This is a genomic window from Polynucleobacter sp. AP-Jannik-300A-C4, from assembly GCF_018688335.1.
GTDB lineage: Bacteria > Pseudomonadota > Gammaproteobacteria > Burkholderiales > Burkholderiaceae > Polynucleobacter.
This window is the reverse complement of record NZ_CP061316.1, coordinates 599309-621916: the sequence shown is the minus strand read 5'-3', so window position 1 is coordinate 621916 and position 22608 is coordinate 599309. Positions and strand designations below refer to the sequence as shown.

General features: G+C 45.0%; 27 protein-coding genes and 1 tRNA gene. 14 read left to right on the top strand and 14 right to left on the bottom strand.

Annotated elements, in window-relative coordinates:
• Positions 1–8: 8 nt before the first annotated feature.
• On the bottom strand, positions 9–1619 hold the full coding sequence (locus FD975_RS03290; protein ID WP_215303082.1) for an NAD(P)/FAD-dependent oxidoreductase: 1611 nt from the start codon (positions 1617–1619) through the stop codon (positions 9–11).
• Positions 1620–1708: 89 nt separating this feature from the next.
• Between FD975_RS03290 and FD975_RS03285 the strand changes: the two genes are divergently transcribed.
• Both FD975_RS03285 and FD975_RS03280 read left to right on the top strand, forming a co-directional pair.
• The gene (locus FD975_RS03285) at positions 1709–2257 is read left to right on the top strand and encodes a YaeQ family protein (protein WP_215303081.1); all 549 of its coding nucleotides are present in this window, start codon (positions 1709–1711) and stop codon (positions 2255–2257) included.
• Positions 2254–2676 (top strand): putative toxin-antitoxin system toxin component, PIN family, encoded by a 423-nt coding sequence (locus tag FD975_RS03280; protein ID WP_215303079.1) that lies wholly within the window; start codon positions 2254–2256, stop codon positions 2674–2676. The genes FD975_RS03285 and FD975_RS03280 overlap by 4 nt, the downstream gene beginning before the upstream one ends.
• Here FD975_RS03280 and FD975_RS03275 read toward each other — a convergent pair.
• On the bottom strand, positions 2660–3676 hold the full coding sequence (locus FD975_RS03275; protein WP_215303077.1) for an LLM class flavin-dependent oxidoreductase: 1017 nt from the start codon (positions 3674–3676) through the stop codon (positions 2660–2662). The genes FD975_RS03280 and FD975_RS03275 overlap by 17 nt on opposite strands.
• A 33-nt stretch (positions 3677–3709) precedes the next feature.
• Here FD975_RS03275 and FD975_RS03270 point away from each other — a divergent pair, with 33 nt between their 5' ends.
• The 5 genes from FD975_RS03270 to FD975_RS03250 all read left to right on the top strand — a co-directional run bounded on the left by FD975_RS03270 (position 3710) and on the right by FD975_RS03250 (position 5268).
• Positions 3710–3931, top strand: a complete 222-nt coding sequence (locus tag FD975_RS03270) for a hypothetical protein (protein ID WP_215303076.1) — start codon at positions 3710–3712, stop codon at positions 3929–3931.
• A 20-nt stretch (positions 3932–3951) separates the two neighbouring features.
• Positions 3952–4155: a SlyX family protein gene (locus tag FD975_RS03265; protein WP_215303074.1), complete on the top strand. Its 204-nt coding sequence runs from the start codon at positions 3952–3954 to the stop codon at positions 4153–4155.
• A 68-nt stretch (positions 4156–4223) separates the two neighbouring features.
• A complete protein-coding gene (locus FD975_RS03260; RefSeq protein ID WP_215303072.1) occupies positions 4224–4556 on the top strand; it encodes a type II toxin-antitoxin system RelE/ParE family toxin in 333 nt (110 codons plus the stop codon).
• Positions 4553–4858, top strand: coding sequence for a helix-turn-helix transcriptional regulator (locus FD975_RS03255; protein WP_215303070.1), 306 nt, complete (start codon positions 4553–4555; stop codon positions 4856–4858). Before FD975_RS03260 ends, FD975_RS03255 begins: the two co-directional genes overlap by 4 nt.
• 59 nt (positions 4859–4917) lie before the next feature.
• Positions 4918–5268: a phage holin family protein gene (locus tag FD975_RS03250; RefSeq protein ID WP_215303797.1), complete on the top strand. Its 351-nt coding sequence runs from the start codon at positions 4918–4920 to the stop codon at positions 5266–5268.
• 3 nt (positions 5269–5271) lie between these two features.
• Here FD975_RS03250 and FD975_RS03245 read toward each other — a convergent pair whose 3' ends face one another.
• The gene (locus tag FD975_RS03245) at positions 5272–7095 is read right to left on the bottom strand and encodes an AsmA family protein (RefSeq protein WP_215303068.1); all 1824 of its coding nucleotides are present in this window, start codon (positions 7093–7095) and stop codon (positions 5272–5274) included.
• 72 nt (positions 7096–7167) lie between these two features.
• On the opposite strand from FD975_RS03245, the gene FD975_RS03240 reads away from it, so the two are divergent.
• Positions 7168–7515, top strand: coding sequence for a zinc ribbon domain-containing protein YjdM (locus FD975_RS03240; RefSeq protein ID WP_215303066.1), 348 nt, complete (start codon positions 7168–7170; stop codon positions 7513–7515).
• A 52-nt stretch (positions 7516–7567) separates the two neighbouring features.
• Here FD975_RS03240 and FD975_RS03235 read toward each other — a convergent pair whose 3' ends face one another.
• A complete protein-coding gene (locus FD975_RS03235) occupies positions 7568–7789 on the bottom strand; it encodes a YdcH family protein (protein WP_215303064.1) in 222 nt (73 codons plus the stop codon).
• Positions 7790–8018: 229 nt separating this feature from the next.
• On the opposite strand from FD975_RS03235, the gene FD975_RS03230 reads away from it, so the two are divergent.
• On the top strand, positions 8019–8894 hold the full coding sequence (locus tag FD975_RS03230) for a hypothetical protein (RefSeq protein ID WP_215303062.1): 876 nt from the start codon (positions 8019–8021) through the stop codon (positions 8892–8894).
• 11 nt (positions 8895–8905) lie between these two features.
• On the opposite strand, the gene FD975_RS03225 is transcribed toward FD975_RS03230, so the two are convergent.
• Positions 8906–9175, bottom strand: a complete 270-nt coding sequence (locus FD975_RS03225; RefSeq protein ID WP_215303061.1) for a hypothetical protein — start codon at positions 9173–9175, stop codon at positions 8906–8908.
• Positions 9176–9307: 132 nt separating this feature from the next.
• On the opposite strand from FD975_RS03225, the gene FD975_RS03220 reads away from it, so the two are divergent.
• Entirely contained in the window at positions 9308–9619 is a 312-nt protein-coding gene (locus tag FD975_RS03220; protein WP_215303059.1) for a hypothetical protein, read from the top strand.
• Here FD975_RS03220 and FD975_RS03215 read toward each other — a convergent pair.
• Entirely contained in the window at positions 9610–10605 is a 996-nt protein-coding gene (locus FD975_RS03215) for an extracellular solute-binding protein (protein WP_251371405.1), read from the bottom strand. The two genes, FD975_RS03220 and FD975_RS03215, sit on opposite strands and share 10 nt — an antisense overlap.
• Before the next feature lie 122 nt (positions 10606–10727).
• The gene (locus FD975_RS03210) at positions 10728–12284 is read right to left on the bottom strand and encodes an iron ABC transporter permease (RefSeq protein ID WP_215303055.1); all 1557 of its coding nucleotides are present in this window, start codon (positions 12282–12284) and stop codon (positions 10728–10730) included.
• Between the two features lie 68 nt (positions 12285–12352).
• Here FD975_RS03210 and FD975_RS03205 point away from each other — a divergent pair, with 68 nt between their 5' ends.
• Together FD975_RS03205 and FD975_RS03200 are read left to right on the top strand one after the other, a co-directional pair.
• A complete protein-coding gene (locus FD975_RS03205) occupies positions 12353–13423 on the top strand; it encodes an ABC transporter ATP-binding protein (protein WP_215303053.1) in 1071 nt (356 codons plus the stop codon).
• A 24-nt stretch (positions 13424–13447) separates the two neighbouring features.
• Complete coding sequence (locus FD975_RS03200) at positions 13448–13636, top strand: hypothetical protein (RefSeq protein WP_215303052.1); 189 nt, start codon at positions 13448–13450, stop codon at positions 13634–13636.
• Between the two features lie 6 nt (positions 13637–13642).
• On the opposite strand, the gene FD975_RS03195 is transcribed toward FD975_RS03200, so the two are convergent.
• Positions 13643–14659 (bottom strand): cytochrome d ubiquinol oxidase subunit II, encoded by a 1017-nt coding sequence (locus FD975_RS03195; RefSeq protein ID WP_215303050.1) that lies wholly within the window; start codon positions 14657–14659, stop codon positions 13643–13645.
• A 2-nt stretch (positions 14660–14661) separates the two neighbouring features.
• On the bottom strand, positions 14662–16020 hold the full coding sequence (locus FD975_RS03190) for a cytochrome ubiquinol oxidase subunit I (protein WP_251371404.1): 1359 nt from the start codon (positions 16018–16020) through the stop codon (positions 14662–14664).
• 96 nt (positions 16021–16116) lie between these two features.
• On the opposite strand from FD975_RS03190, the gene FD975_RS03185 reads away from it, so the two are divergent.
• Positions 16117–16665 carry a YggT family protein gene (locus FD975_RS03185; RefSeq protein ID WP_215303048.1) on the top strand — a complete coding sequence of 183 codons (549 nt, stop codon included), beginning with the start codon at positions 16117–16119 and terminating at the stop codon, positions 16663–16665.
• Between the two features lie 88 nt (positions 16666–16753).
• Here FD975_RS03185 and FD975_RS03180 read toward each other — a convergent pair whose 3' ends face one another.
• Positions 16754–17395 (bottom strand): peroxiredoxin, encoded by a 642-nt coding sequence (locus FD975_RS03180; RefSeq protein WP_215303046.1) that lies wholly within the window; start codon positions 17393–17395, stop codon positions 16754–16756.
• A 137-nt stretch (positions 17396–17532) separates the two neighbouring features.
• Here FD975_RS03180 and FD975_RS03175 point away from each other — a divergent pair, with 137 nt between their 5' ends.
• Entirely contained in the window at positions 17533–18024 is a 492-nt protein-coding gene (locus FD975_RS03175; protein ID WP_215303044.1) for a hypothetical protein, read from the top strand.
• A gap of 150 nt (positions 18025–18174) precedes the next feature.
• On the opposite strand, the gene FD975_RS03170 is transcribed toward FD975_RS03175, so the two are convergent.
• The 4 genes from FD975_RS03170 to FD975_RS03155 all read right to left on the bottom strand — a co-directional run bounded on the left by FD975_RS03170 (position 18175) and on the right by FD975_RS03155 (position 22594).
• Positions 18175–18264, bottom strand: a tRNA-Ser gene (locus FD975_RS03170).
• 47 nt (positions 18265–18311) lie between these two features.
• Entirely contained in the window at positions 18312–19622 is a 1311-nt protein-coding gene (gene serS, locus FD975_RS03165) for a serine--tRNA ligase (protein ID WP_215303043.1), read from the bottom strand.
• A 31-nt stretch (positions 19623–19653) separates the two neighbouring features.
• Positions 19654–20397 carry an outer membrane lipoprotein carrier protein LolA gene (locus FD975_RS03160; RefSeq protein ID WP_215303041.1) on the bottom strand — a complete coding sequence of 248 codons (744 nt, stop codon included), beginning with the start codon at positions 20395–20397 and terminating at the stop codon, positions 19654–19656.
• The gene (locus FD975_RS03155) at positions 20357–22594 is read right to left on the bottom strand and encodes a DNA translocase FtsK (RefSeq protein WP_371743391.1); all 2238 of its coding nucleotides are present in this window, start codon (positions 22592–22594) and stop codon (positions 20357–20359) included. The genes FD975_RS03160 and FD975_RS03155 overlap by 41 nt, the downstream gene beginning before the upstream one ends.
• Positions 22595–22608 lie beyond the last annotated feature (14 nt).

The window sequence follows — 22608 nt, the reverse complement described above, 5'->3', positions numbered from 1 at the left end:
TTATGGAATTATTGAGGAAGATAGTCAAGGGCGACTGCTTCTGCCACTTTAATCCCATCAACCCCTGCTGACAAGATTCCACCAGCATAGCCAGCACCCTCACCCGCGGGATAAAGGCCTTTGATATTCAGACTCTGAAAGTTTGATCCTCGCGTAATACGCAATGGGGAGGAAGTGCGAGTCTCAATGCCGGTCAATACTGCATCCTTCATCGAGAAGCCTTTAATCTGCTTTTCAAAGGCAGGGATTGCCTCTCGGATTGCCTCAATTGCATAAGCAGGTAAAGCATCAGCCAGATCTGTCAGGTGAACACCAGGTTTATAAGAGGGCATTACAGAACCAAAGTCTGTAGAAGCCTTACCAGCGAGGAAGTCACCCACCAATTGTCCTGGGGCCTCGTAGGTGGAGCCACCTAACTCATATGCCTTCGACTCCAAAGTCCTCTGAAATTCAATACCTGCTAGTGGACCGCCAGGATAATCTTCCGGGGTAATGCCAACGACAATTCCCGCATTAGCATTACGCTCATTACGCGAATACTGACTCATACCATTAGTCACAACACGATTAGGCTCAGAGGTAGCAGCAACTACCGTTCCACCTGGGCACATACAAAAGCTATAGACTGCACGGCCATTTTTGGCGTGGTGTACCAATTTGTAATCTGCTGCTCCAATGAGCTCATTGCCAGCATGTGGACCTAAGCGTGCCTTGTCAATCAAGGATTGCGGATGCTCAATGCGAAAGCCTACCGAAAACGGTTTGGCTTCCATATAGACACCGGCTGCATGGAGTGCTTCGAAGGTATCGCGAGCGCTATGTCCAAGAGCTAGCACTACATGATTAGCAGGTAAATCTGGATGGCCCTCAATTTTGACTCCAGCAATGTGCTCATTCTGAATATCAAAGCCAATCACCTTTTGCGAGAAACGAATCTCTCCACCAAGCTCGATAATTTCTTGGCGCATTCTTTCGACGACACCAACCAATCGAAAGGTCCCAATATGTGGCTTTGCTACATAACGAATTTCTTCTGGCGCGCCTGCTTTAATAAATTCAGCAATGACCTTGCGTCCATAAAATTTTGGGTCTTTAATTTGGCTATAGAGTTTGCCGTCAGAAAATGTACCTGCCCCTCCCTCACCAAACTGCACATTCGATTCTGGATTGAGGACATTCTTACGCCATAAGCCCCAAGTATCTTGAGTGCGCCCTCTCACTGGTTTGCCGCGCTCTAATACGATAGGTTTAAAGCCCATCTGCGCCAATACCAATGCAGCAAAAATCCCACAGGGGCCAAACCCGATAACAACAGGACGTACAAAGTTTGCGCCCTTCAGTTGTGAAGCATTAGCAACAAAGTGATAACTTGTATCTGGGGATAGCCTTACGTGAACATCGTTTGCAAATCGTTTAAGCAATTTTTCTTCGTTCTTTACCGATAAATCAACGGTATAGATGAATGCAAGGGCGACATTTTTTCTGGCATCGTAGCTTCGTTTGAATACATCAAACTGAACCAGGTCCTGGGCTTGGATATTCAAGCGCTTCAAAATCGCCTCCTCCAATGCCTCGGGGGCATGGCTAATCGGCAAGCGAAGTTCGGTAATACGGATCATGGGACTCTACGATACACAGTAAATCAGGGTAATTTTCTAAATAATACTGGGAGATCCGGCCTATCCCCCTTAAAAGGCGATAATGCACCATGGCTCTACGCGCAACTATCCACAAAGCTGACCTCCACGTCGCAGACTCTGACCGCCACTATTACGGCAGTCACTCCCTCACCATCGCAAAGCATCCCTCCGAAACCGAGGAGCGGATGATGGTACGCATCATTGCTTTTGCCCTGCAAGCTCAGGAAGATCTGGCTTTCACTAAAGGCTTAAGCGATACCGATGAACCTGACCTCTGGGTTAAGGATCTCACGGATGCCATCAAGCTTTGGATTGAAGTGGGTCAACCAGATGAACGTCGCATCCTCAAAGCTTGCGGTCGATCCGATCAAGTCATCGTCTATTGCTATGGTGGACACACCAGCAAAATCTGGTGGGATGGGATTGCGAATAAATTAACTCGTGCCCGTAACCTTCAGGTGATCTCTATTCCTGCAGAACAGGCCAATGAACTTAACAAGCTAGTTGAGCGCAGTATGGTTCTGCATGTCAATATTCAAGATGGCGAGGCTTACGTTTCTTCAGATATGGGCCAAGTAACTATCACCCCAGAAATCTGGCGCAATCAAGAGCAATGAAGCCGGTAGTTTTAGACACCAATATCTTGTTAGATATTTTTGTCTTTAATGACGCAAGGGCCGCCAATCTTAAACAAGCGATTCTGAACGGGAGCATTTCTGCAATTGCGAGTCAGCAAACTTTACTGGAGTTTGCGGATGTCATTTCCCGACCTCTTTTTAAGCTTGATGAATTCACCCAAGCGGACGTAATGACCCAATGGCAATCTATCGCACAGCTATACGATGATTCCAATCTAGCTAGCGCGCCTTGGAAATGCGAAGACCCCGATGATCAAATCTTCTTAGATCTGGCTTATCAATTAAGACCATCGATACTCATTAGCAAGGACAATGCAGTACTGAAGATCGAGAGTCGAGCTGCCCAAGAAAGTATTCTGATTACCGCTGACTACAACGCCTTTAGGCTTGAGAGCTAAAGCGCAATCCCTTAGCCGCTTCAGCAGCAATCTCAAATGATCTCAAGCGGGCTTGATGGTCATAGATTTGACCTGTGATGATGATTTCATTTGCACCAGTTTGGTCAAGCCAATACTGCATCCCTTTTCTTACTGTTTCCAAGGATCCAACAGCAGAGCAACGCAAGGCATGATCGGCAGTAGTTTTTTCGTGAGGCTCACAGAAATCATTTAAATCATCAATCGGCGGCGGCAATTGTCCGCGCGTATTACGACGCATCCGAATTACGTTTTGTTGCAAGGTAGTAAAAAGGTATGCAGCTTCTTCATCAGTATCCGCAGCGACTACATTCATCACAAATGCACTGTACGGCTTAGCCAGCTTATCGGATGGCTTAAATAACTCTCGATAGGTAGTCATTGCATCTAGCAATTGCTCCGGTGCAAAATGAGAGGCAAAGGCATATGGCAAGCCAAAATGAGCAGCTAGTTGAGCGCCATACAAACTGGAGCCCAATATCCAAATTGGTACTTCGGTGTCTGCCCCCGGAATAGCCTTTACAGATTGCCCTTCCTGAATAGGACCAAAGTAATGTTGCAACTCTCGAACATCCTGTGGGAAGCGATCATCACTTCCTAGTAAATCTCGACGCAAAGCTCTGGTTGTCATTTGATCAGTTCCAGGTGCACGCCCTAAGCCCAATTCGATTCTTCCGGGGTAGATCGACGCTAAGGTGCCAAATTGCTCCGCAATAACTAATGGGGCATGGTTTGGCAACATCACGCCACCAGAGCCGACTCGAATGGTTTTGGTGCCGCCAGCAATATACCCAACTAAGACTGCAGTAGCAGAGCTAGCATTACCGGTCATATTGTGATGCTCCGCCACCCAGTAGCGGGTATAACCCAATGCCTCTGCATGCTGGGCAACATCCAAGGAGTTACGCAAGGCATCCGCAGCGGTAAATCCCTGAGGAATTGGAGATATATCTAGAATGGAGTACGGGATAGAATTTGTCATTCATAGATCATACTGAGAAAGCGGTTTTTTGACATGAGGAAACCTAAAATGGCAGATGCTGATGACGGCCTCTTTAAGCCGGGCAGCAAGCTTAGGCACATCAAGACAGGCGGATTTTATAAAGTAGTACTGCTTGCTAATGTTGAAGCCAATTTAGAACCAGCCTACGTCTATGAATCCCTCCAGTCACATGACTTTTGGATTAGACCAAAAGCAGAAATGGAAGACGGTCGATTTGAATTAATCGATGCTTAAGCTAAAGACAGGAAAATTAAATGACTGAAGATCGCATCAATAACCTTGAAATCAAACTCAGCTTTACCGAGGATTTGATTGATCAATTGAATCAAACTATTTACAAGCAACAGCAACAAATTGAATTTCTATATCGCGAACTTAAATCCATTAAGGAGCAATCTAGCAGCGGAGATGGTGCAGGCATCAGCAGCCCTAAAGATGAAATCCCCCCTCACTATTAAAGCCCTTGATTTATTGTTAGTTAAGTTATATCATTTTTGACATATACCATTATTGATATAATTTATGGATGACCATATGGACTGTACACACACTAAACTCAACCGTTGATCATGAGCTGGAGACTCTTCCAGCAGATATTAGAAGTCGCTTTGTCCGAGTTTCTGGACTACTTGAACAGTTTGGCCCTCAGGATGTTGGAATGCCGCACATCAAATCTTTGGGAGCTAAATTTTGGGAAATTCGAGCCTCAGGTAGAGACGGAATTGCGAGGGGAATTTATATCTATGCAAGCGGTAAAAAAATTATTGTTCTACATGTGTTCATGAAAAAAACACAGAAAACTCCATCGACAGCTTTAGAAATCGCAACAAAAAGAGCTAAACAGGCAAACTTAATATGACTAAGATCTCAAACTTACATAAAAAATGGATTAAAAATCCTGAGTACAAAAAAGCGTATGAGGAATCTCGTGTAGAGTTTGAGATTGCCCAAGAGATCATTGAGGCCCGCATGAAAAGTGGACTTTCGCAAGAAGAGTTGGCGGCACTCATGAGCACCTCTCAATCTGCAATTGCAAGACTTGAAAGCGGCTCCGGACTCCCCTCCTTGAGAACTCTTACAAAACTTGCGGCAGCCACTAATACGCAAATTGAAATTCACTTTAAGCCAATTAAAAATTCAAAGCAAAAACTTGCGGCTTAACTCACCACAAAAATCAGTTACGATTAAAGCTAATTTAGAAATGATCAAAAAGGATGCTCATCATGGGTAACTTGTTACCGTTTTTAGTTCAGTGGGGCTTAACCTCTCTGTCCCTCTGGGTCGCCAGCTACCTTTTTAGTGGCCTACGCTTTGCAGATGGCGGTTCGCTACTCATAGCCGCCCTGCTACTTGGCTTTGCCAATGCAGTAGTGAAGCCTTTATTGATTCTCTTCACGCTACCGCTCACCGTTCTCACTATGGGACTCTTTTTATTGGTGGTGAATGCCTTGGTACTGATGCTGGTCTCTGCAGTTGTGAGTGGCTTTACGATCTCTAGCTTCTGGACCGCATTCTTTGCCAGCATCTTTATTTCTTTATTCAGCCTGTTTATCAGCGGCTTACTGTTCTAAGCATTACTTCGCCCCCGGGTATATATCTGCCCAAGGGTGGAGCGCATCACGGCAGGGGTGACTTTTTGAGGTCATGGACCTAGCGTTCTCCGCCAAAATACTGACCCCGCCCGTTAAAAATCCAAGGCCAATTGAGACGGCGCTATTGACTACTCCAGCCTGGTTAATGCCCGCCTTAGGATTTGACAGTGTGCCGCCCATCTTGACGAGTCCCGCTAAATCGAGGCCGGAAGTGAGCCCTGATTTTTCTCGTGGATCAATCATGAGATTCACTGCTTCAGTTTTCAGATTGATAGAGCCAGCCAACACGGCATCTAGCCTGTCCGTTTCAAGTCCAACCGTATTGGCTATATTGATCTGGCCATTATTAATTGGTAGGTAGGCAACCGCACATTCCAACACCGTATCACTTGTTTTTTTACGGATTGGATTCATAGAATCCAATAGCGTGACCACGAAATCACCAGCATCATTTAAAAAGTTTGTTCCCATGCGGGCTTGATTAATGCTCAACTGAATCTTGCCACTTGAATTAGCTGCCAGCTGATGAAGACTGTTTCCTGACGCTGTTATATCAAATGCTAACTTCATATCACCACCACTGACCCTGGAGCTCGGATCAAGTCTGGCTAATAAATTCTCTAGTGTGAAATCTTTTGTCACACCTTTTGCCATCAGCATGGGATTTGCAGTATTGGTCTTTGAGAGATTCATCTGCAAATTGGCAGTACCCTTACCCATCTGAAAGCTTATATTTGGGATATCAATTGAACTGCCATCTAAATGTAAAGTAGCCTGGAGATTCTCGATTGGCTTACGCTTTGGGAAACCCAACTCCGCAATGTCCACGACAATTTTCCCTTTGGCCTGGGGTATTGAGTCAAAAGGAATGGTTTCATCACTAAATACGTATCTGGACTGTGGCTTTTGGGCTTGGCGCGTCGCTGGGGCCGGCTGAGTGCCACCCACAGTTTGAGGAGCCGGATTAGTCGCTACATCCAGCGTGGGCCAGTCAAATGACTTTGAGCTTACGGCCAAATTGATCGAGAGCATGGCTTTCGGAGGTTTGATGATCTCACCTTTAATCAATAAAGATTTGCCATTCATATTGAGCGCCAGGTCTAGCGGGAACCTTGTTAATGCAACATCCCATTGTTTGAATAACCCAGAAAGAGAACCTGTTTTTCCACTCAGCTCAATAGCCTGCCCTTGAGCCTGCATGCCGAGAGAGAAGACTGTTTTATCGCCACCCTCCGCCAATGACAGGCGTTTAATTTGATAAGTGGAGATTAGATTAGCGGCATCTTGATACTGAATTTGAGCATTCATAATAGAAATACTATCCATGTAGATCAAATTGTTACCAACCGTAGAAGCATCCGCATTGCCATTACTTGAAATGGAAGCAGGAGCAGCAGTAGATATGTCTGCACTCATATCCCAATTTGCTTTACCAGATGAATTTCTTTGAAGTAGCAGCTCTAAGCCAGCAAGTTTCATGCTACCAATCTCAATTCGCTTACTGAGTAGCGGTAGAGCTTTAACATCCAACTCAATATGCTGGAGAGTGAGCATTTCAGGATTTGATGCCCAAGAGGCATTACTCAAACTTAAGCGTTCTGCAGAAACAGAAATTCCTGGAAAAAAACTCAATCTCACGGGACCGTTTATTTTTAAATCTCGTCCAGTGGAGGCCTTAACTGAACTTGAGAGCAACTTCGTTAGTAGGACTGGATCCACTGTAGAGGCTGCGTACCAAGCTCCCAATATCAATAGGAGGATGATCCCGCCCAAAGCACTGATGATGATCTTGATTGATTTACTCATTGTCAGTTGATTCTAAATTAGCTCGCTCGCTGTGGACTAAAATGAATATATATATTTTTCACTAAGATCAACATGAACACCACTACCAATCTTCCAAAATGTCCAGCCTGCCAGGAGGATATGACCTACCCTGACGGTGAGAATTTTGTTTGTGCTCAATGTGGTCATGAGTGGCCTATGACAGCTGCTGTCGAAGAGGATGAAGGCGCCCTAATCGTAAAAGATGCTAATGGCAATTTACTGGCTGATGGCGACACTGTGACCTTGATTAAAGATCTCAAGGTAAAAGGCTCGTCCACTACTCTCAAGGTTGGAACAAAGATTAAGGGTATTCGCCTAGTCTCTGGTGATCACGAGGTCGACTGCAAGACAGAGGCCGGCAATATGTTACTCAAAGCCTGCTTCTTAAAGAAGGTGTAATTCATACCAAAAGACCATCAGACCCAATAAGGGATCCGATGGTCCAAAGCTACTAAGAAGCAGCGCTAGCCTTTTTCAAGACGGTATAAAGCTGATCCTTAAGTAAAAGCTTTTCCTTTTTCAGGATCTCAATTTCTTCAGGGGTGCTAGGTTCGGTATGAGCCTCCATTCTCTGAATCTTTTGATCCAGATGGTTGTGCTTATCAAATAAATGTGAAAAGTGACGATCTGATGTTTTCAGCTTAGTAATTAACTCGCGATATTCAGGGAACATAGATTCTCTTTAGGTTGGGGTTATTCATAACTGCCACTCCAGTGTAGCAAGTTAACGCTCAAATTCAAGCTCCCTACCCCCATTCAATATGACTAAAAAACAATTGGATGTTGACCCTTGATATTGCAAGGTAAATCCCCATATAGGCATCAGCAAAAGTGAATAGAACTGAAGTAATATTCATTTGTGCGCTCAGCACATTAACTACCAATAGGAAGGGTAATAGACCATGGCTACAAAGAAGTCTCCAGCAAAAAAGAAAGTAGCTACTAAGGTGGTAAAAAAAGCCCCTGCAAAGAAAGCCGTTAAAAAAGTTACCGCTAAGAAAGTGGTAGCTAAAAAGGCCGTAAAAAAGGTAGTGAAAAAATCAGTAACTAAAAAGCCTGTCGCCAAAAAGCCAGCAGCCAAGAAGGCAGTTAAAAAAGTAGTGGCCAAAAAGCCGGCAGCTAAAAAACCTACCCCAAAGAAAACTGCCAAGAAATCACCTAAGGCAACTGCGCCAAAAAAGCTCAAGGTGGATCAGTATGGACTCGAGGAAGATGATGAGTTTTTTGGCTTGTACTTTGCCAAATCAACCAGCAAGGGTTTGGTTGAAGTAAAGCCCTGCACCTTCTCACTCATGTACTGGTGGAAAGGCCTACTTGGCTACCCTGACATGATCGATATCTCCAAAGATAGCAATACAGCAATGTTGCAATTTGAGTCTACCTTTGGTGGCGGCGATTCCGGTGAAACTGAATTGACAGAAAAAGATGTGTTTGATGTCGATCACATTATTGAAGTTGACGAACAAGAACAGTTAGTTTCACTCTACTCGTATGTGCCCATTCCGGTGCCAGAGAAGTTGATTGGTGCATTAGGCCTCTCCATTCTGAACATCAATCCAGAAACCCGTTACGGCAGTCTCGAAATCTGCTCCACTGATAACGAAGAAGGTGAGAATGAGCACTTCCTCCGCTATCGTGCTGCAACTTACCTGCGTGGCGTAAAGTCTGGCAAGGTTGAGGCTATTGAAAGCATGGTAACGAATGGTTCAGAGTTCTTTGGACTTGCCTTAGATGCTATGTGTGTCAATAAATCAATTAAGAAATGGTTGCTTAGCTAAGCTGCTGTAACTTAATAACTAGTACACCTAAAAATGTAAGTCATAGGAAAGCGGTCGTTCACTGTTTTACGAGATTCGACAATAGTGGCGCCTCGCTTTCCTAGTTTTTTACACTCTTCTGCTGCGGCTGCCTGTGCCTCGGTATCTTTAGCGGTTTTTGGGGCATGCACCCCAACCGTTCCATCGGACTGTCGATAGACCCCAAACTCGCTTGGTGGTGTTGAGCAAGCTAAAAGAGATAGCCCAAGGCTTAATAGCAAAATCTTCAGAAGATGTTTCATGGGCTGGAATCCAATATCAAATGAAATATTGACTCATTCTAACGAGCTTTCATAAATAAACATCTAAAGCAGGCTAAGAGAATATCAATTAGGATTGAACTTACTTCAATATCAATCTACCGAAAGCCCTCTATGCAAGTATTTGCCATCAATCCCCTCTCAAAAGAAATCCATGCCGTGGAAATCGCCGATACAAAAGAAGCGCTTCAAGAGCTGATTGGCTTTAGCACTATTGATTCAGATGAAATTGACGATAACGGCGATCGACTATTCTTTGATGAGGAGTGTTTTATCAGACAACAAGGTAATGTGGGCCGTTTTAAAGTAGACAGCCTTGCACCGGTAGCGGGAATTGGCGTGATCGTTAATAGTCTAGATGGCAAGACTTTTCAGTCTGCCATCATCAATGCAGAAGAACTGCTAAAACGAGTGACTTATTTGTAACCCACTCTATCGAGCAATCTTTGGGCAGCAATTTGATTTCTGCCAATTGCTGCAACAGAAATATTTTCAGCCTTAAAGGGTCCTAACATTTTTAGCCCTTCATTTTCAATCTTCACTGACTTCACTACAGGCCACTCGTTATTACCATTGGCAAAATACTCTTGTGCTGAATCGCTCGCTAGATATTCCAGGAACTGAATAGCTGCTTGTGAATGAGGTGCATTTTTGGCTACGCCACCACCCGCAATGTTGATATGCGTACCGGTAGTTTTCTGATTTGGCCAAACGAAACCAATCTTAGCAACAATAGCTTGATCTTCTGGCTTAGTTGAACGCAGGAGCCTCACTAAGTAATAGGAATTTGTTAAAGCTACACCACACTCGCCTGATGCAACTGCCTTGATTTGATCCGTGTCACCACCTCTTGGAGGACGCGCCATATTAGCCACCATACCTTTAGCCCACTCCTCTGTAGCAGCCTCACCACGACGCTCAATCATGGCGCCGATCAATGACAGCATGTAAGGATGAGCACCTGAACGCGTACAAACCTTACCTTTATTCATCGGCTCAGCCAATTTCTCATAAGTGTCAACATCTTGCGGGTTCACTTTGGCTTTGTTGTAGACCACGAGACGAGCTCTAGTTGAAAAACCAAACCAGGTTGAGCCCTCTGCATCAGGCTTAGATCGTAAATTCGCTGGGATACGACTCTCTAAGTACTTTGAATGAATTGGCTTAAAGAAGCCATCAATTTGTGCGCGCCAGAGTCGGGCTGCGTCTACCATCAAAATGACATCTGCCGGACTATTAGCCCCTTCGCTTTTAAGTCTCTCAGCTAGGGCATTGTCATCAGCTTCAATACGATTAATCTTGATACCCGTCTTTTTCGTGAAGTCACTGTAAAGTGCTTCATCAGTTTGGTAGTGACGAGCTGAATAGAGATTTAATTCTTTAGCATCCTGAGCGTGTAGTGGCAAAGCCATACAAAAGCTCAGAAGAAATGTAGCACTGAGTAGGAATTTGGATATTGATTGACTTGCCATTGCTGTATTTATGATCAGAATTAGAGTAAATCTAATGTATCACAAATACGAATGATTATCAATTAAGATTTAGAAATCACCCTGGAAAGCAGTAAAACCGGGAAAAGCCCAACTAAAACAATCGTTAAGGAGGGTAAAGCGAGCTCAGCAAGGCGCTCATCGGCCGCCAATTGATAGGTGGCCACAGCCAAAGTATCAAAGTTAAAGGGGCGCAATAGTAGAGTTGCCGGTAACTCTTTCATCACATCCACGAAGACAAAGAGGCCCGCTGTAATGAGACTTCGTTTTAGTAGGGGTACATGTACCCTCCTCAAAATCTGTCCTTTAGATAAGCCTAATAAGGCTGCTGAAGCATCCATAGACGGAGTAATGCGGGCAAGCCCTGCCTCCACGCTTTGTAAACTGGAGGATAGAAAGCGCACCAAATAAGCGTAGACCAGAACCAGCATGCTCGCAGACATCCACCAAGCAAGCTGAAAAATCTCTAGAAAAGAAAGAATGCCGATCGCAAGAACCGCTCCAGGAAGTGCATAACCAAAGCCTAGCAATCGATTGACCCAGCTTAAGCGAGCATTCATCCTCACTGAGTAAGCAAAAAATACTGCGAGTACAACTGAAATCACTGCAGTCAAAACTGAAACAGATAAAGAATTACTCAACCAATCTAAATATCGAATATCAATTGTCAGTCCTTGCTTAAAGAGTAATTGCACGAGTGCAAATGCTGGTAACAAGAATCCACACAAAAGCGTAGCACCACAAAATGCAAATGCAAAAAAAGCTCTCTTACCGCGCAGAGACTTAGCCAATGTCTTACCTCTTGATGATGAGGCATAACGCAATTTTGAACGGCTACTCTGCTCAATAAAGAAGATGAGTAGGACAAAACTCAACAGGCCTAAGGCAAGCTGCACCGCAGCCACACGATCACCAAAAGAAAGCCAAGCCTTAAAGATACCGGTTGCAAAGGTCTGCACACCAAAGTAAGAAACCGCTCCAAAATCAGCCAAGACCTCCATGAGTGCCAGGGCCATGCCGGCGAAGATGGCTGGTCTTGCCATAGGTAGCACTAACTTCATAAACCCTTGCAGAGGACTGTAGCCAAGCGTTTCTGAAACCTCAATCAATCGACCGCTACGCTCTAGAAAAGCAGTGCGGGTAATGAGGTAGACATAGGGAAAGAGACAGAATGAAAAAGACCAAATAGCCCCACTCAATGAACGCGGATCCGGAAAGAACCATAGCGACTCCATTCCCAGCATGCTACGAAGACCACTTTGTATCGGCCCAGAAAACTGCAGCATATCTACAAATAAATAAGCCATGACGTAAGTAGGAACAGCCAAGGGAAGAATTAAAGCCCACTCAAATATTTTTTTACCCGGAAAATCATAGCTAGCGATGATCCAGGCATTACCTACACCCAGGATAAATACCCCTACCCCAACACCGAGTATGAGCACTAAGGTGGAGGCAATATATCCACCCAACACAAAGTTCCACAAATGACTCAGTGTGCCGCTAGCTAATAAATCACTTCCCGGGAATAGGAATGGCGCTGCCAAGCCAAATAGGGGCAAAAATAACAACAGGGCAAGCAGCACCACAATACGATTCATTCAATCCACAATCCGTTTAGACTCTAGCTATGTATTAAACCACTAGCATTAATGAGAAAATTATAGGGATGAACTCGACTCACACACTGCTTTCTATCAAACGGCTGGAAATTGACTATCCCAGCCTGGATGGTCAGGGACGCGTAACAGCTGTCAAAGGCCTCAATCTGGATCTTGCCCAGGGTGAAATTGGATGCCTATTGGGCTCCTCAGGCTGCGGGAAGTCTACTGTGCTCCGAGCTATCTGTGGATTTGAGCCAGTAAAAGCCGGTGAGATTCTCTTACGGGATCAGCTTGTGAGCTCTGCTGCCACCCATACCCCGCCGAACCAAAGAAAAGTAGGGATGGTCTTTCAAGACTTCGCCCTCTTCCCTCATCTGAATGTTTTAGAAAATATTGCCTTTGGCCTTCAGCACCTCCCCAGCCAGCAAAGATCGAGCGTTGCCAAGGAATGGCTTGGAAGAGTCTCACTCTCAGACAAGGCTGATGCCTACCCTCATGAACTGAGCGGCGGACAACAACAACGAGTGGCACTGGCAAGGGCGATGGCACCGGAGCCTGACTTAATTTTGCTTGATGAACCCTTCTCTAGTCTCGATATTGAACTGAGGGAGCGTCTTGCAGGTGAGACCCGAGAAATTCTGAAAGCAAACAACATTACTGCCCTGCTAGTGACTCATGATCAATTTGAGGCATTTGCAATTGCGGATAAAACAGGTGTTATGGCTGAGGGCAAAGTCATTCAGTGGGATATTCCTTATGAGCTGTATCACAAACCAGTCAACCGATATGTGGCAGACTTTATTGGTCGCGGCGTCTTTGTAAAAGGACTGGTTCAACCCAACAATAAAGTCAGAATCGAGTTAGGTGAATTAGATTTAGAGCCTGGACACACTGGAAAAGTGGGAGATGAGATTGATGTGCTCTTGCGTGCGGATGATATCTCCCACGATGATCACAGCCCCATGCAAGCAGAAGTAGTACGCAAGATTTTCCGTGGCGCTGATTTTTTATACACACTTAAACTCGCCTCTGGAGTGGAAATTTTTGCTTTTGTTCCAAGTCACCATGATCATGCCATTGGAGAAAAAATTGGTATCCATTTAGTAGCTGATCACGTTGTGACCTTTAACGATTAAACCCTTTTACTGACTAGAAATGCTATGCGCAAGAAAATAGATAAAAACGTTATTACCTCCAGCACAATTGCTATTGCTGCCGCCTTCATTTTTGAATATCTCGTCAGAAAATCACTGCCAGTAGATTCTCCTTATTTGTGGCTCAGCTGGCTTGCCCTGCCACTCGCATTTGTAGTGCAAAGAACACTTCTAAAAGAACTCAATAAGCGATGAGTATTCCTAGTAGTAGGTCAGCGCACTAGCCTTACCCTTAAAGATGCGATAAGAAAACAGGGTGTAGCCCAAGATGGTGGGCAACACGACTATTGCACCCCAAAAAATTACCCACAAAGATTCGGTAGCAGCAGCGGCTTGCCATAGAGTCATCTCGCCAATAATGACATAGGGGAAGATGCTATAGGCAATCCCAAAGAATGACAGCCAAAAGATAGCGACCACACTGGCAAATGGCAACCATTCACGGGTGCTGGTTTTCTTTTCAACAGCATCAATAAAACGATGGGCTAATAAAAATAGAATTACGGTTGTAATAGGCACTGGAGACAGCCAAAGAATCTGCGGCCAAGCAAACCATTTATGCATGATCTCAGGACTAAAGTAAGGTGTTGCCAGAGAAACCAGCGCAACCCCAAATGCCGTTAACCACAGACTGGTTTTAGCCCATATAAAAGCTCGCTTTTGCAGATTGCCTTCTGTTTTTAAAATAAGCCAAGTTGATCCGAGCAAAATGTAGCCAGCTGGCAAACAAATGGCGACCAAGATAGAAAATAGCCAGCCTAACAGGCCTGATTCAAAACCTACAATCAGACGTCCAATCATGATGCCTTGGGAGATCGCCGCTAACAGACTACCCACATAAAACAAAAAGTTCCACAAAGGCTTTTGTTCAATATTGACTTTGACCCTGAAATCAAAAGAAACACCCCTCAAGATGAGGCCTAGCAACATCACTGCGACTGGTAAATAGAGCTCAGTCAAGATCAAGCCGTGCGCCAATGGAAAAGCTACTAAGAGCAAGCCAACCCCCAACACAATCCAAGTCTCATTAGCATCCCAAAAGGGGCCAATGGATGCAATCATCATGTCCTTATCTTGATCAGATGCGCGATTCAATAACATCCCAATACCTAAGTCATAGCCATCGAGCACAACATACGACAACATCGCAATACCCATAGCCACAAAGAAAAACAGTGGCAACCATACCGATGCTTGGGTGAGATCCATGGAGTTCATCTTTAGGCGCTCAGTGGAGATTTAACGGAAGCTGCCTTAACAGGGTGGACATCAATAGCACCCTTCTCATCCGCTTGACGTGCCAAATAAAACACTGCCCATATATAAGCGACAAGCAATCCAATATAGACGGTGATGTACATCAGCAAGGTCGATAGGACCATATTCGATGGCAATGTAGTTACCGCCTGGGCCGTAGTCAATACCCCAGTCACCAAATAAGGTTGACGACCGATTTCTGTCACATACCAACCTGACAAAACAGCTAGCCATCCAGAGAAGGTCATCAGAACTAGGGCTCTAGCGGTCCACTGTGGCAAAGCGCGAGTGCCCCGCAGTTGCCAACGCGCAAACCAAGAAACCAAGAGCATGAGCACTCCGACACCTACCATGATTCGAAACGCAAAAAATACTGGAGCCACTGGTGGAATCTTGTCTCCAAAAGCATCTAAGCCTTTTACTTCGCCATTCCAACTGTGCGTTAAATACAGCGAAGCCAATTTGGGGATGCTCACTTCATAATCATTAGAGCGGGTTACCTGGTTAGGAACAGCGAAGATGACTGCAGGCACTCCGAAACCACTTTCCCAGATGCCCTCCATCGCCGCTAGCTTTGCGGGCTGATGCTCTAGGGTATTGATGCCATGCATATCGCCCAACATAATTTGCACGGGGATTAAAACCATCGCCACTGTAAGTGCCATCTTCATCACCATGCTATTGGCAATTGATCGACTATTACGTAAATAACGATAGGCAGAGATGCCAGCTATAAGGAATGAGACTGTTAAGAATGATGCGAGCATCATATGCCCTAATCGATAAGGCATAGATGGATTAAAAATGATTGCCATCCAATCTACTGCATGGGCTTTGCCATCAATCATGGTGAAACCTTGCGGAGTTTGCATCCAAGAATTCAAGGCAATAATCCAAAAGGCAGACAAGCTAGTTCCAAAGGCAACTAGAAAAGTGGCTATGGTGTGCACTCTGGCGGAGACGCGCTTTGCACCAAAAAGCATGACTCCTAAAAAAGTGGCCTCTAGAAAAAAGGCAGTCAATACTTCATAAGCTAATAATGGGCCAGCAATATTGCCAACAGTTTCCATGTAGCCAGGCCAATTAGTCCCAAACTGAAAGCTCATAGTGATGCCGCTCACTACACCCAAGGCAAATGTCAAAGCAAAAATCTTGACCCAAAACTGATAAGCCTCTTGCCAGTATTCCAAGCCTGTGCGGTTAAATTGAATCTTGAAAAACAATAAAAACCAACCCAAGGCAATCGATATCGTCGGGAATAAAATGTGAAAAGAAATATTAGCGCCAAACTGAATGCGACTGAATAAAAGTGAATCGAGCACGGCAGCTCCTAATAATTGGATTGTCTATATTTGATTGTTGCACCAATTGAATAATGCTGCTGAACCATTGGCGTTTAAACACCCTACAATATGGTTATGTTGATACAAATTGCCAACCTCATTCTTCAGGTACTCGTTAGCATTGTTGCGGGAGCCTGCCTTTTACGCTGCTATTTACAGTGGCTTGCCTTCAATTTAGGCGCAGGGCAAAGTAAGTCTATTGGCGCTTATATTCTGCCTTTAAGCAATTGGATTGTTCTTCCGCTAAGACGCTTCGTACCCAGTATTGGTCGCTTTGATCTAGCGAGTTGTGTCGCAGCCTATCTTTTAATTTTGGCCAAAATTTCGATCCTACTATTGATCTCTGGCGCTACTTCGATTGATATCTCTTGGTTAGCACTGGCATTAGTTGATACGCTGAACCTGACTCTTTCAGGTCTAGTTGGCCTGGTTTTTATCAACATCATTCTTTCCTGGGTTGGCACAGGAACTCAAATTCAGTTTCTAGTATCACTATTGGTTAACCCCCTACTCACTCCGATTAGAAGGGTAATACCCAACTTTGGTGCCTTAGATTTATCTCCACTCGCTCTACTACTGATCCTTCAGATACTTCAGATTATTCTTGGGAATTTAAAGATTTAATAGTCCCTCGCTTAACGTAGCAATATGGCTTTTACAAAAAATCCCCATCGCATAGATGGGGATTTGAGGTAAATCAGATGAACCTGTATTACAGTTTTTTAGTGCTGTAGTACCAATCTACCGTGTTGTAACCCTCGCTGGCACGCTTATCGGCAGCCTCTGAAGTTTTTGGCGGCGGCACGATCACATCGCAACCGGGAGTCCAACCTTCTGGGGTCGCTACTGAATTCTTATCACTGGTTTGCATTGCCTGCAATAAGCGAACAAATTCATTAATAGAGCGGCCATTACTCATTGGGTAATAAACCATAGCACGTAGAATACCTTTAGGGTCGATAAAGAAGGTGGCACGCACTGCTTGTGTATCGGCTGCACCTGGATGCACCATGCCATAGGCAGAAGCTACTTCCATTTTGATATCTTCAATAATCGGGAAAGTAATCTTTTGTCCAAACTTCTCCTCAATGTTTCTGACCCAAGCTAAGTGAGAGAAGAGGCTGTCGATTGACAAGCCCAATAACTCACAGTTCATGGATTTGAAGGTCTCTGCTGCTTTAGCAAAGCCAATAAATTCAGTTGTGCATACCGGAGTAAAGTCTGCCGGATGAGAAAAGAGAATCAACCACTTACCTTCATAGTCAGATAGCTTCTTCTCTCCAAAAGTCGTCTTAGCGTTAAATTCTGGAGCTCTCTCGTTTAATCTTGGGAATTGCACTGTCATTTCACTCATGATGGTTTCCTTTAGTTCATTAGTGTTGGTATTGTCACAAGTTCATAGTACACTAATATATAAAAATATATAATGTATTTTTATATGACATACATTGAGTAAAGCTATCAAGCTCTTAAAAAGCAAAAAGGGAAGAAATGAAACATATACAAAGAAGCTTCGCGGGCTTAGTGCTTGCACTAACAGTCATGAGCTCAACAATATGGGCGCAAGCACCACTACTCCAGGTAGGTGACCCCACTCCTAAAATAGCCATCAATGATCAGCATGAGAAGCCATGGTTAATTCCTGCCGATACAAAACTCATACTTTTTAGCGGCAGTCGAAATGCCAACACTATCGTACAAAGTGTTCTGACTCAAAAAGGGGTGGATTATTTAAGCTCGAAGAAAACCGTCTATTTTTCTGACTTGAGCAAAATGCCAGGATTTATCACCAAAACTTTTGCCCTACCATCAATGCGCGACCTACCCTACTCAGTTGGCATCATTCTTAATAGTGAAGACAGTAAAGGGTGGCCAAGAGAGGAAGATGCCGTAACAGCCATCCTTCTAAGTCAAGGAAAAATCGCCAAAATTGAATACATCAAGAATGCTGAATCTCTTCAGCAAACTCTTGACCAACAATAAACGGAATCCAACTTATGTTTAGCAAAGCCCGAACTTAATAAAAAGTAACTTTTAAGGGTGTAAGGCGGGACTTAGCGGGGCAAAAAGATAGATGTCACACCGTTTTAGGTGCTGGCATTAGGGTTAGATAGTTCGCCCTAATAATTCCATTGGCGGAGAGAGTGGGATTCGAACCCACGGTAGGTTTGACCCTACGCCTGATTTCGAGTCAGGTACATTCGACCACTCTGCCATCTCTCCGAACCGAATAGCGATTATAGCTTTCGGGTATTTCTTAGATTTCTTACTTAGGCGGGCTTTAATACTTCCAAGCCGCCCAAGTATGGTCGCAAGGCTTTCGGAATAGCTATGCTGCCATCAGCTTGCTGGAAGTTCTCCAGTAGTGCAACACCTGTTCTACCAACCGCAAGGCCAGAGCCATTCAAGGTGTGAACTAACTCTGGCTTTCCTTGGCCAGATTTAAATCTTACCTGCATCCGTCTTGCTTGGAAGTCACCCATATTGGAGCAAGAGCTAATTTCACGGTAAACATTTTGTGACGGAATCCAAACTTCTAAGTCATAGGTCTTGGTGCTGCCAAAACCCATATCGCCCGTACAGAGTAGTACTTTTCTGTAAGGTAACTCCAACAACTCCAACACCTTTTCTGCATGTGAAGTTAATTCCTCAAGTAACTGCATTGATTCTTCTGGTTTGGCAATTTGTACGAGCTCTACTTTTTCAAACTGGTGCTGGCGAATCATGCCGCGTACATCACGTCCATAGCTACCAGCCTCAGATCTAAAGCATGGGGTATGAGCAACAAACTTTAATGGCAACTCTTCAACCGCCGTAATGGTGTCGCGCATCAAATTCGTCACCGGCACTTCTGCAGTTGGAATGAGATAAAAGTTTTCAATCTTCGCTTCGCCCGCACCATCTTCACCACCCATCTGACGCGGAACCTTAAATAGATCCTCTTCAAACTTAGGTAGCTGACCAGTGCCGCGCATAGATGCTGCGTTCACCATCAGGGGTACATAGAGCTCTTCATAAGCATGCTGACCTGTATGTAGATCAATCATGAATTGCGCTAAGGCGCGATGCAATCTAGCAACAGGTCCCTTGAGAACCACGAAGCGTGAGCCACTAATTTTTGCAGCAGATTCAAAATCCAGACCCAATGGTGCGCCTAAGTCCACATGATCTTTTACTGGAAATGAAAACTCGGGGATTTTGCCCCATCGCTTTACTTCCTTGTTTTCAGTTTCATCTTTACCTACCGGAACTGTTTCATCCGGTAGGTTAGGAATGCCCATTAAAAAATCCGCAATCTCTGTCTGCAAAATTGCTAAGCGTGCTGCGCCAGACTCCATATCCACGTTGATCTGTGTCGCTTCAGCCATCTCAGCAGAAGCATCCTCACCCTTACCTTTTTTCATACCAATAGCCTTAGCTAATTGGTTACGCTTAGCTTGCAACTCCTCAGTACGAGTTTGCAAAGATTTGCGCTCAGACTCTAAGATGTTGAACTTCTCAACATCCAGTTGGAATTTGCGAGTAGCTAAACGGGTAGCAACGGCTGCGATATCTTTGCGGAGTAATTGCGGATCAATCATCTGATGCTCTATTCGTTAATGGGTATAGACGTTAGTTTAAGCGTAAGACTTCTGCGCCAGCCGGCGGATTGAAAGTAAAGCGACTGGCAGGCAAATTGATATTGAGCTGGATCTTGTCTAAAGTAACCAGAACCACGCTACCCAGGCCATCAATGAGCTCGAGCGCTTTAGGCAGACCATTGGCCATGCCCACTGAGATCTTGGTGTAAGGCAAGTCATTACCATTCTTTGCATTCGGATTTTTCTTGGGTACTAGAGCAACCCATTTCATATCTAGGCGATCTTCACCGTCAACTAACTCAAAATGCTGGTCTAAGGAAGTCTCCCCGAACAGGATTGCTGCTGGTGTAGCCGCTAAAGCTTGTCCAGCCGGTCTAAAAGTTGCTTGATTTAAATCCTTATCCCACAAAATAAGTTGTTTGCCATCGGCAATGAGTTTTTGTTCATAAGGCTTTTGGGTATCCCAAATAAATCGACCTGGGCGCTGAAATACAAAACGTCCTTGTGTTTGACGAACTACTTTTAAACCTTTGTCTTGGGGTTCATTTGCCTTGGGTGCGCGCAACTGCTGCTGCATAAAATCACCTTCTGCAGTTTTAGAATTTCGCACAAACTGACGCAACTGCTCTGCACCACTCTCACCCTCAGCAAATGCGGAACTTGAAAATGCAAAGGGCGCAAGGCTGATAAAGATGGTTGTTGCTACGGATAAAAATCTACGCAATGGAGTCGCCTTATTCTGAAGGGCGATGGAGGATCTCGCGATTACCGCCATTACCCATCTTCGAAACTAAACCTGCCTTCTCCATATCCTCGAGTAAACGGGCTGCTCGGTTGTAACCAATACGCAAGTGACGCTGCACCAAAGAAATCGATGGGCGCTTGTTTTCTAGAACGATAGCGACTGCCTGATCGTATAAAGGATCGGCTTCACCACCACCTTCACCTGTTAGTGCATCCATCGTAGATTCATCAGCGCCTTCAAGAACACCGTCAATGTAATTGGCTTCGCCTTTTTCCTTAAGCCATTCGACCACACGGTGGACTTCATCATCCGATACGAAAGCACCATGGACACGCACAGGCAATCCAGTGCCCGGTGCCATGTAGAGCATGTCACCCATACCGAGCAGTGCTTCAGCGCCCTGCTGATCTAGGATGGTACGGCTATCAATCTTAGAGCTCACCTGGAAAGAAATGCGCGTTGGTACGTTCGCTTTAATCAGACCAGTAATCACATCCACGCTTGGACGTTGAGTCGCCAATACTAAATGAATACCTGCAGCACGGGCCTTCTGAGCAATACGTGCAATTAACTCTTCGATCTTCTTGCCTGAGACCATCATCAAGTCAGCCAACTCATCAATCACGATGACGATCACTGGCGCTTTGTAGATTGGCTCTGGATCATCCGGAGTTAAGCTAAATGGATTGGTGAGCTTCTCACCTTTCTCCTCGGCTTCTAAAATCTTTTTATTAAAGCCGGCAAGGTTACGCACACCAAACTTACTCATCAACTTGTAGCGGCGCTCCATCTCATTGACAGCCCAATTGAGCGCGTTATAGGCCTGCTTCATGTCAGTTACCACTGGACATAAGAGATGCGGGATCTTGTCATACATTGCCATCTCCAGCATCTTCGGATCAATCATGATCAGACGAACTTCATCCGGCTTCGCCTTGAAGAGGATAGACAGAATCATGGCATTGATACCAACAGACTTACCAGCACCAGTCGTACCAGCAACTAAGCAGTGAGGCATCTTTGCCAAGTCAGCAACGATCGGACTACCTGAAATATCTTTACCCAAAGAGAGAGTCAAGTTGGAGTGACTATCGTTATAAACCTGGGAACTCAAAATCTCGGAAAGATAAACCGATTGACGCGTTGGGTTTGGCAACTCCAAAGCCATGCAAGTCTTACCTGGAATGGTTTCTACCACGCGCATACTCACAACACCTAGGGATCGTGCTAAGTCACGTGAAAGATTGACGATCTGACTACCCTTCACGCCAACCGCTGGATCGATTTCATAACGAGTCACCACTGGACCTGGGTAAGCGGCAATCACTTTAACTTCTACATTGAACTCAGCTAGCTTGCGCTCGATGAGACGAGAAGTAAATTCCAATACATCAGCTGAGATGGTTTCTTTCGCTTCCGGCACAGGATCAAGTAAAGCCAAAGGTGGCAATTCTGAATCAGGAATGTCTACAAACAGTGGCTGCTGTTTCTCACGCTCAACTCGAGCACTTTTTACAATCTCTACAGGTGCTCGAACAATCTGTATTGGCTTAGCAATTTCAACGCGCCCGCGGAACTCCTCAACAAACTCTTCACGCTCTTCAGCCGCAGCCTCTCCTAGCTTGCGATCCTCTTCACTATCGCGTCGCTCGCGCAAGCGGTTGTAGGCAAGCTCAAGAGATCGCCCCACCTTTTCCGCAACATCTAACCAGGAAAAATGGAGAAATAAAGACAGTCCTGCGCAAAGGGTGAACAGCAAGACTAGTGTGGAACCAGTAAAACCTAAGGTCATTTGCAATGGGTCGCCGATCAACTCACCCAAAATGCCTCCAGGAGGTCTTGGAAGCTCCCAGGTCAAGGAATGTAAGCGAATGGACTCGAGGCCCATGCTACTCAATATAGTCAGCCCAAAGCCTAACCAACGCATTAGTAGAGAGTCTGGTTTGGCATCAGGGTCTACTGGCAAAGGGATACTCCAAAGCTCACGCCATCCGCTGAGCACCCTACGGCCAAAGAGCACTACCCACCAAAAAGCCGAAATACCGAAGATGTAGAGCATTAAATCGGCTAAATAGGCCCCGAAACGCCCTCCCAGGTTCTTGGGAGCCTCAAAGCTAGCATGCGACCAAGCAGGGTCTGCCTTCGAATAAGTCACCAAAATAGCTAATAAGCCCAAACAAAGGCCAACAGAGATAAACCACCGAGCCTCTAGAAGGAGACGGGGCATCCTACCCTGCCCAT

Bases quoted from the DNA above. Each gene is read 5' to 3' on its own strand.
- FD975_RS03175 (WP_215303044.1), top strand. From the start codon at position 17,533: ATGAAACATATACAAAGAAGCTTCGCGGGCTTAGTGCTTGCACTAACA.
- FD975_RS03235 (WP_215303064.1), bottom strand. From the start codon at position 7,789: ATGTTCCCTGAATATCGCGAGTTAATTACTAAGCTGAAAACATCAGAT.
- FD975_RS03220 (WP_215303059.1), top strand. From the start codon at position 9,308: ATGCAAGTATTTGCCATCAATCCCCTCTCAAAAGAAATCCATGCCGTG.
- FD975_RS03240 (WP_215303066.1), top strand. From the start codon at position 7,168: ATGAACACCACTACCAATCTTCCAAAATGTCCAGCCTGCCAGGAGGAT.
- FD975_RS03155 (WP_371743391.1), bottom strand. From the start codon at position 22,594: ATGCCCCGTCTCCTTCTAGAGGCTCGGTGGTTTATCTCTGTTGGCCTT.
- FD975_RS03285 (WP_215303081.1), top strand. From the start codon at position 1,709: ATGGCTCTACGCGCAACTATCCACAAAGCTGACCTCCACGTCGCAGAC.
- FD975_RS03160 (WP_215303041.1), bottom strand. From the start codon at position 20,397: ATGGCGGTAATCGCGAGATCCTCCATCGCCCTTCAGAATAAGGCGACT.
- FD975_RS03200 (WP_215303052.1), top strand. From the start codon at position 13,448: ATGCGCAAGAAAATAGATAAAAACGTTATTACCTCCAGCACAATTGCT.
- FD975_RS03280 (WP_215303079.1), top strand. From the start codon at position 2,254: ATGAAGCCGGTAGTTTTAGACACCAATATCTTGTTAGATATTTTTGTC.
- FD975_RS03210 (WP_215303055.1), bottom strand. From the start codon at position 12,284: ATGAATCGTATTGTGGTGCTGCTTGCCCTGTTGTTATTTTTGCCCCTA.
- FD975_RS03205 (WP_215303053.1), top strand. From the start codon at position 12,353: ATGAACTCGACTCACACACTGCTTTCTATCAAACGGCTGGAAATTGAC.
- serS (WP_215303043.1), bottom strand. From the start codon at position 19,622: ATGATTGATCCGCAATTACTCCGCAAAGATATCGCAGCCGTTGCTACC.
- FD975_RS03275 (WP_215303077.1), bottom strand. From the start codon at position 3,676: ATGACAAATTCTATCCCGTACTCCATTCTAGATATATCTCCAATTCCT.
- FD975_RS03185 (WP_215303048.1), top strand. From the start codon at position 16,117: ATGTTGATACAAATTGCCAACCTCATTCTTCAGGTACTCGTTAGCATT.
- FD975_RS03180 (WP_215303046.1), bottom strand. From the start codon at position 17,395: ATGAGTGAAATGACAGTGCAATTCCCAAGATTAAACGAGAGAGCTCCA.
- FD975_RS03290 (WP_215303082.1), bottom strand. From the start codon at position 1,619: ATGATCCGTATTACCGAACTTCGCTTGCCGATTAGCCATGCCCCCGAG.
- FD975_RS03215 (WP_251371405.1), bottom strand. From the start codon at position 10,605: ATGGCTTTGCCACTACACGCTCAGGATGCTAAAGAATTAAATCTCTAT.
- FD975_RS03195 (WP_215303050.1), bottom strand. From the start codon at position 14,659: ATGAACTCCATGGATCTCACCCAAGCATCGGTATGGTTGCCACTGTTT.
- FD975_RS03270 (WP_215303076.1), top strand. From the start codon at position 3,710: ATGAGGAAACCTAAAATGGCAGATGCTGATGACGGCCTCTTTAAGCCG.
- FD975_RS03245 (WP_215303068.1), bottom strand. From the start codon at position 7,095: ATGAGTAAATCAATCAAGATCATCATCAGTGCTTTGGGCGGGATCATC.
- FD975_RS03225 (WP_215303061.1), bottom strand. From the start codon at position 9,175: ATGAAACATCTTCTGAAGATTTTGCTATTAAGCCTTGGGCTATCTCTT.
- FD975_RS03255 (WP_215303070.1), top strand. From the start codon at position 4,553: ATGACTAAGATCTCAAACTTACATAAAAAATGGATTAAAAATCCTGAG.
- FD975_RS03230 (WP_215303062.1), top strand. From the start codon at position 8,019: ATGGCTACAAAGAAGTCTCCAGCAAAAAAGAAAGTAGCTACTAAGGTG.
- FD975_RS03260 (WP_215303072.1), top strand. From the start codon at position 4,224: ATGACCATATGGACTGTACACACACTAAACTCAACCGTTGATCATGAG.
- FD975_RS03265 (WP_215303074.1), top strand. From the start codon at position 3,952: ATGACTGAAGATCGCATCAATAACCTTGAAATCAAACTCAGCTTTACC.